The following is a 7,032-nucleotide window of genomic DNA, read 5'->3' as shown; positions in this document are numbered from 1 at the left end:
ATTCAAGGTTATGAGTGTACAGGTGAGGCTGTTGTCTTTCGTATAGATTTCGAGCATATAGATGTTGTTCTTATGGTTACGGATATGTTAGGGAGATCTGCCTCTAAATTTAACATTTTGCCATATGCTCGTCCTAATACGAATGAGATAGATTACATTCAGTTTCAAGTGTATTCCATTAATGAAGGGAATTTCAAAGAAGTACTTGATACGATGTGATAACTATAATTTTACAAAACTGTATATGAAACCTTATTTTCTGCTAATATATAATTAATAAATTCATATAATTGGAGTGATGAGATGCAGCCGTTAGAAAAGGAGATTCATTCTAATATGCTAAAAGTGTGGAGAATTCATGCTTTAATTGGGGCGGCAGTTATACTAGCAGTCGTAATTGCGTATTTATTTTTTATGATTAACTTTAACTGGTGGGGCTGGTTGTTTGGATTGTTAGTGACAGGAGCAGTTCTATACATACCACTCGACTATTTTGTATTTCCAAATTTACGTCAACGTTATTATAGTTACAGATTAAATGAAGGAGAGATTGAGATTCAAAAGGGAATGTTCGTTGTRAARCGCGTACTTATTCCGATGATTCGCGTGCAGCACGTAACGATTGAGCAAGGGCCAATTATGAGAAAGTATAATTTAGCAGAATTACATATTTCAACAGCGGCAACTTCTCATAGTATTCCAGGTTTAACGAAAGAAGAAGCAGAGCAGTTGAAAAGACAAATTGGAGAGCTTGCGAAAGTGAGTGATGAGGGTGTATAAGAGGCAACATCCGATCACGATATTGTTAGGTATTCGAATTGCGACTTTGTTGCCTTTTATTTTTCTTGTTTTATTTCGTTCAGATGGTGAAGTAAAACCTTGGTATTTCTTACATCTTGTTCTTTTGTTTGTATTATTTATTATGGCAATTTTCTCAGCTATAAAATGGTATTTCAAAGTGTACTGGGTTGAAAATAATATTTTACATATAAAACACGGTGTTTTTGTAAAGAAGGAAAGTTATTTAAATAAAGACCGTGTGCAAAACATTAGTACATCTTCTAATGTCATTTATCAAATGCTTGGGCTTACGAAATTAAATATAGAAGTAGCGGGCGGCGGTAGTGAGCCGGAAGTGATGTTAGCTGGTATTAAAGAAGATGAAGCGAAGGAACTAATTGCCTTATTAAATAAAAAAAGAAGCGCTGCGAGTGAAGAAGTACCCATGGCAGAAGAAAGTAAGACGATTTATCAGTTAACGATGAAAGAGATTTTAGTAGCTTCCATTACGTCTGGTAGATTCGGATTAGTGTTTTCTGGATTACTTCTTATTTACACAGAGTTTAATCAATTTCTTCCAGAATGGCTCATAAATAAAGTGGAAGCGTATGTGATGAATAACGGTGTATATGAATTAATCGTTATGGCCGCGATTTTAATGGCRRTTTCGTGGGTCRTTTCKACRGCYGGYTATGCAYTAAAATAYGYGAACTTTAAAATWGAGCGAAACGGAAATGAAATTCGTATYGTKCAAGGGTTATTTGATAAGAAAGAGTTTGTGTTAAAATTACACCGCATTCAAGCGATTACTGTAAAAGAAGGAATTCTCCGCCAGCCTTTCGGTTATTGCTCTGTCGAAGTGGAAGTCATTCAAAGTATAGAAGCGGCAGGGAATGAAGTGATGTTACATCCTTTTATGAAGAAAAAAGATGTACAGCAGCTACTTGCCTATTTACAGTTGCCATATGAAATAGAAGAGGAAATCGTTCATTTACCGAAGGCTGCATTACGCCGTTACGTCGTAATGGGCTGGATTACAAATGCTGTGCTCGCTGTGCCAATCGCTGGTGCGAGTATATATTTTAAACAACATACTGCGTTGTTTGTTCTTATACCGCTATTTATTGTATTTACAATACTTGCATACGCTAGATATAAAAGTGGTGGTTATATGATACGAGACAATCAATTAGTCATGGTATACCGAGGCCTTGCGAAATATACGGGGATCATGCGAAGAAGGCATGTTCAAGCGGTAGGATACAATCAAGCGTATTTTCAAAAGAAAGACGAGTTATGTACAGCTGCCGTATCAGTAGCGGGGCAGAGGTATAAAGTGAAGCATATGCGAAAAGAAGACGCGCTTCGCATATATAATTGGTATAAAGAAAAAGGAAACACCGGTGTGTAATGGTGTTTCCTTTTTTGTCGTTAAATCGATATCTTTAGTTGAATCGTTGATATATTCAAAGATATGATAGATATATTCGGTAAATCGCTCATATAATTTCACGCACCACGGGCTCTAAACTCAGAAACTTAAACTAACACATCAAAAGTAGTCACGAACGACGGGCGCGAGAAAATACTTTTTTGCTGTTCTGCATGTGGATGCGCCTGAGCCTGAGCTTGTCCCTCTGCTTGTGCAGGACGTTTTTTATGAGCGTTTTCGAATGAACGTGATTCTGTCCAGTCTTTAAAGTTTTGCTCTGTTTCCCACATCGTTAAGATGACATATGTATCGTTACTTAATGGGCGTAGAACGCGGATCGCTTGGAATCCTGGTTCGTTTTCGATAAGGCCTGCGCGGTTTTTGAATCGGTTTTCAAATACTGGGCGACCTTCGTCTGTGACAGAAATGTTGTTACAAACGATGTAGCCAGATTGTCCTTTAAATTCTCCAACAGCGTCTAATACGTCATACTGAAGTGTSGATTCYACAGATTCTTCAGTATTTTCTTTATAAAACATATCTTTTTCGTTATTTTTTGCAGTGAAATGTGCTTGTTCTAGAGGTGTTTCGTATGAAATAATAGCCTTCATTTTAATGCCCCCTTTATGGTTTGTCTCTATTATATCAATTCTCTTAAAAAACTTCGAAGATTATATACATAAAGATACTTCTTTTTCAAATAATAAATGTACCATCATTTGGAAAGAAGGCCGATGTATGAAGAAAGCAAAGTGGACTTTATTAGGCGGGGTAGCAACGTTCGTAGTAGCGATTGTACTCTATAAACTTATTGTGTTAACTGGTGGCTATATGATGGATGAAAAGCAGCTTGTTTTCCACTCTTCATCACGTATCGTTGACCAGAAAGGAAAAGAAATTACGAAGTTATATGTAGAAAATAGAGAGCTCGTGCCGATTGAAGAAATTCCAAAGTACGTGCAGCAAGCATTTATTGCTGTRGAAGATTCTCGTTTTTATGAGCATCAAGGAATTGATTACCCTTCTATATTTCGGGCGCTTTATAAAGACGCGTTAGCTGGAGAGAAGGTAGAAGGCGGTAGTACGATTACGCAGCAACTAGCTAAAAACGTCTTTTTAACTCGCGAAAAAACATTTACGCGTAAATTGAAAGAGGTCGCAATTTCTCTTCAATTAGAGCAAAAATATACGAAGCAGCAAATTCTTGAAATGTATATGAACCATATTTATTTCGGTCATGGGGCATATGGTATTCAAGCGGCAGCAAAGTTGTATTTTAATAAAAATGTAGAAGATTTAACAGTGGAAGAGGGAGCTATGCTTGCAGGGCTTCCGAAATCGCCAAATGGCTATTCACCGTACTTATCCCTAGAAAAGAGTAAAGGGCGCCGTGATCTTGTTTTGTCACTTATGCATAAACAAGGCTATTTAACAGCGGAAGATAGTGTTCGTTACCAAGGGAAAACAATCGCTCTTTATAAAAATTCAGATGAACGTGAACTCGCATATATGCCGTATATCGATATGGTTATAGATGAAGCGGCGCGTTTATATGGTTTATCGCATCAAGAAGTACTGCGCGGAGGATATACGTTTGTCGTACCGATGGATGAAAAAGTTCAAAAGGTAGCATATAACCAGTTTCAAGATGCGAGAAATTTCCCTGGTAAAGAAAACGGGGCGCAAGGTGCATTTTTATTAATGGATAATCAGACTGGCGGAATTAAAGCCGCGATTGGCGGAAGAGAGTATGTTCCGAGAGGGCTTAATCGCGTTTTTGCAAAGCGGCAGCCTGGTTCTGTTTTAAAGCCACTTATCGTATATGGACCTGCACTTGAGACGAAGAAATATAATCCATATTCTTTATTAACGAATGAAAAAAGTTCGTTTGAAGGTTATGAACCTCGAAATTATAATCATGAGTATAAGAAAGAGATGACGATGTACGATGCGGTATTAGAATCAGCAAATGTGCCAGCTGTATCTTTATTAAATGAATTAGGGGTAGATGAGGGAAAGCAATATTTAGAGAAAGGGAATGTTCATATTGCGGACTCAGGTTTAAGCACAGCACTTGGCGGGCTGAAAAATGGTGTGTCTCCATTTGATCTTGTCAAAATGTACCGATCTTTTTTAGCAAACGGGAATATTATCGAACCGCACGTTATCGATAAAGTATTAAATAGACACGGAGCAGTCATTGGAGAATCATCAAAAGCTGAAACGAAAGTCTTTTCGAAGCAAACGGCATGGTATATGACAAAGATGCTTGAAGGAGTTGTGAAAGAAGGTACGGCGAAAGCTGGCGTATATAATGGAGCTTTAGCTGGAAAAACAGGCACAACTTCACTGCCGAATGATGACAATGGTGCGCGTGATATGTGGTTCGTTGGATATACACCGAATTTAGTAGGTGCAGTTTGGATTGGCTATGACCGCACCGATAAAGAGCATCAATTACAAGATGGAAATGCATCTGCAACGATGTTATTTAAAAAGATTTTAACGAAAGCAAATATACAAGATAAAGCGAGTTTTCATAGGCCAAAAGGTGTTGAAACAATTGGACTGCCAATTCGTTTAGATAAGATTCAAAACGTGGAAGCAAAACTAGCATTTAGTCCTTTCGGTTTATTTGCGATGAAATTAAGCTGGACGCCGCTTCCTGATGAGCGAATTATGTACCGGATTTATAAAGTTGAAAAAGGAATTCATACTCACGTTGGAACGGCAAAAGGAACAGGGAAATATGAGGAAAAGTTTATTAATATATTCTCAAAACCAAGTTTTTACGTTGTACCATATAACACACAAACGAACCGTGAAGGAGAAAAGTCAAAAGTAGCTAAACCGTAGTTTTTCTCTGTGCTATAATAAGAATGTTGTGAAAATAGTAAGCGGTTTTACGAACATTTGTGTCAATTTCATGAACAACGTACATAATGTTATGCATTTTGTTTTTACAAGCTGTATAGTAAAAAAAGATAAATATCGGAATAGAGCATATTTAAAGAAAAAGCATTGGTAAGGAAGGGAGCTAGGGTCTTGGTAAGAACTATAAATGAGACATTTTTAAAAGCATGTAGGGGGGAACGTACAGAGTATGTACCAGCATGGTATATGCGTCAAGCAGGTCGTTCACAGCCGGAATATAGAAAGATAAAAGAGAAATATTCTTTATTTGAAATTRCACATAATCCAGAGTTGTGCGCTTACGTTACAAAGTTGCCAGTTGATCAATATAACGTAGACGCAGCAATTCTTTATAAAGATATTATGTCACCACTACCTGCAATTGGTGTTGATGTGGAAATTAAATCTGGCATTGGTCCAGTTATCGATARTCCAATCCGTTCTTTACAAGACGTAGAAAAACTAGGGGAAATCAATCCAGAAGATGACGTACCTTACATACTAGATACAATTCGTTTATTAACGACAGAAATGTTAGATGTACCGTTAATCGGTTTTTCAGGAGCTCCATTTACGTTAGCGAGCTATATGATTGAAGGCGGTCCTTCTCGTAACTATCATAATACGAAAGCGTTTATGTATGCAGAGCCGAAAGCTTGGTTCGCTTTAATGGATAAGCTTGCAGATATGGTTATTACATATTTAAAAGCGCAAATTAACGCAGGAGTAAAAGCGGTTCAAATTTTCGATTCTTGGGTTGGAGCAGTAAATGTAGCGGATTACCGTATATTTATTAAACCAGCGATGGAGCGTATTTTTGCAGAAGTTCGCCCGATGGGTGTTCCAATGATTATGCACGGCGTAGGTGCTGCACATTTAGTGAATGAATGGCACGACTTACCGCTTGATGTAGTAGGTTTAGATTGGCGCTTACCGATTGAAGAAGCACGCGCACGTGGTGTTCACAAGGCGGTACAAGGAAATATGGACCCTTCATTCTTAYTAGCGCCTTGGCCTGTTATTGAAGAACATGTAAAAGGTATTTTAGATCAAGGGATGAAGCAGCCAGGTTATATCTTTAACTTAGGTCACGGCGTATTCCCAGAAGTAAATCCAGATACATTAAAACGCTTAACTACATTTATTCATGAGTACTCTAAAGAACAGTTAGCGAAGTAAAGGAGATTGTCTGTATGAAAAAGAAAATTGGTTTGCTTGTAATGGCATACGGAACGCCATATAAAGAAGAAGATATTGAACGTTACTATACACATATTCGCAGAGGAAGAAAGCCAAGTCCTGAAATGCTAGAAGATTTAACAGAGCGTTACCGTGCAATTGGTGGTATTTCTCCTTTAGCTACTATTACATTAGAGCAAGCTAAAAAGTTAGAAACGCGTTTAAATGAAATGCAAGATGAAGTAGAGTACCACATGTATCTTGGTTTAAAACATATTGAACCGTTCATTGAAGATGCAGTACAAGCTATGCATAAAGATGGAATAGAAGATGCAATTGCACTCGTTCTTGCCCCTCACTATTCTACTTTTAGCGTGAAGTCTTATGTAGGACGAGCGCAAGAAGAAGCAGAAAAACTTGGAAACTTAACAATTCAYGGCATCGATAGCTGGTAYAAAGAACCGAAATTTATTCAGTATTGGGTCGATGCAGTGAAAGGTATATATAACGGTATGTCAGAAGCAGAACGTGAAAAAGCAGTGTTAATCGTATCTGCACATAGCTTACCAGAAAAAATTATCGCACTYGGCGATCCATAYCCRGATCAATTAAACGAAACAGCTGACTATATTGCACGTGGTGCTGAAGTAGCAAATTATGCAGTTGGCTGGCAAAGTGCCGGAAATACACCAGATCCTTGGATTGGTCCAGATGTACAAGATTTAACG

General features: G+C 37.8%; 7 protein-coding genes. 6 read left to right on the top strand and 1 reads right to left on the bottom strand.

The features are described 5' to 3' along the window. From AC1DJR_RS13225 to AC1DJR_RS13215, 3 genes are all read left to right on the top strand, one after another. Positions 1-219 (top strand): protoporphyrinogen oxidase (locus AC1DJR_RS13225; protein ID WP_477002783.1); only part of this gene is annotated, 219 nt, incomplete at its 5' end. An 84-nt stretch (positions 220-303) separates the two neighbouring features. Then, positions 304-780 carry a PH domain-containing protein gene (locus AC1DJR_RS13220; RefSeq protein WP_477002782.1) on the top strand — a complete coding sequence of 159 codons (477 nt, stop codon included), beginning with the start codon at positions 304-306 and terminating at the stop codon, positions 778-780. Continuing rightward, complete coding sequence (locus AC1DJR_RS13215) at positions 773-2,191, top strand: PH domain-containing protein (RefSeq protein ID WP_477002781.1); 1,419 nt, start codon at positions 773-775, stop codon at positions 2,189-2,191. Before AC1DJR_RS13220 ends, AC1DJR_RS13215 begins: the two co-directional genes overlap by 8 nt. 128 nt (positions 2,192-2,319) lie before the next feature. Here the strand turns inward: AC1DJR_RS13215 and hmoB are convergent, their stop codons facing one another. Continuing rightward, positions 2,320-2,823, bottom strand: a complete 504-nt coding sequence (gene hmoB / locus AC1DJR_RS13210) for a heme-degrading monooxygenase HmoB (RefSeq protein ID WP_002011151.1) — start codon at positions 2,821-2,823, stop codon at positions 2,320-2,322. Positions 2,824-2,950: 127 nt separating this feature from the next. Between hmoB and AC1DJR_RS13205 the strand changes: the two genes are divergently transcribed. The 3 genes from AC1DJR_RS13205 to hemH form a co-directional block, all read left to right on the top strand. After that, positions 2,951-5,068: a transglycosylase domain-containing protein gene (locus AC1DJR_RS13205; RefSeq protein ID WP_429687814.1), complete on the top strand. Its 2,118-nt coding sequence runs from the start codon at positions 2,951-2,953 to the stop codon at positions 5,066-5,068. Positions 5,069-5,257: 189 nt separating this feature from the next. Beyond that, a complete protein-coding gene (gene hemE, locus AC1DJR_RS13200) occupies positions 5,258-6,304 on the top strand; it encodes a uroporphyrinogen decarboxylase (protein ID WP_477002780.1) in 1,047 nt (348 codons plus the stop codon). Between the two features lie 14 nt (positions 6,305-6,318). Further along, positions 6,319-7,032: ferrochelatase (gene hemH, locus AC1DJR_RS13195; RefSeq protein WP_477002779.1), on the top strand; the 714-nt coding region annotated here is incomplete at its 3' end.

Source organism: Bacillus sp. 05T31 (genome assembly GCF_056396725.1).
Note: the sequence above shows the minus strand (reverse complement) of the source record. Positions and strands in the feature narration are given on the sequence as shown.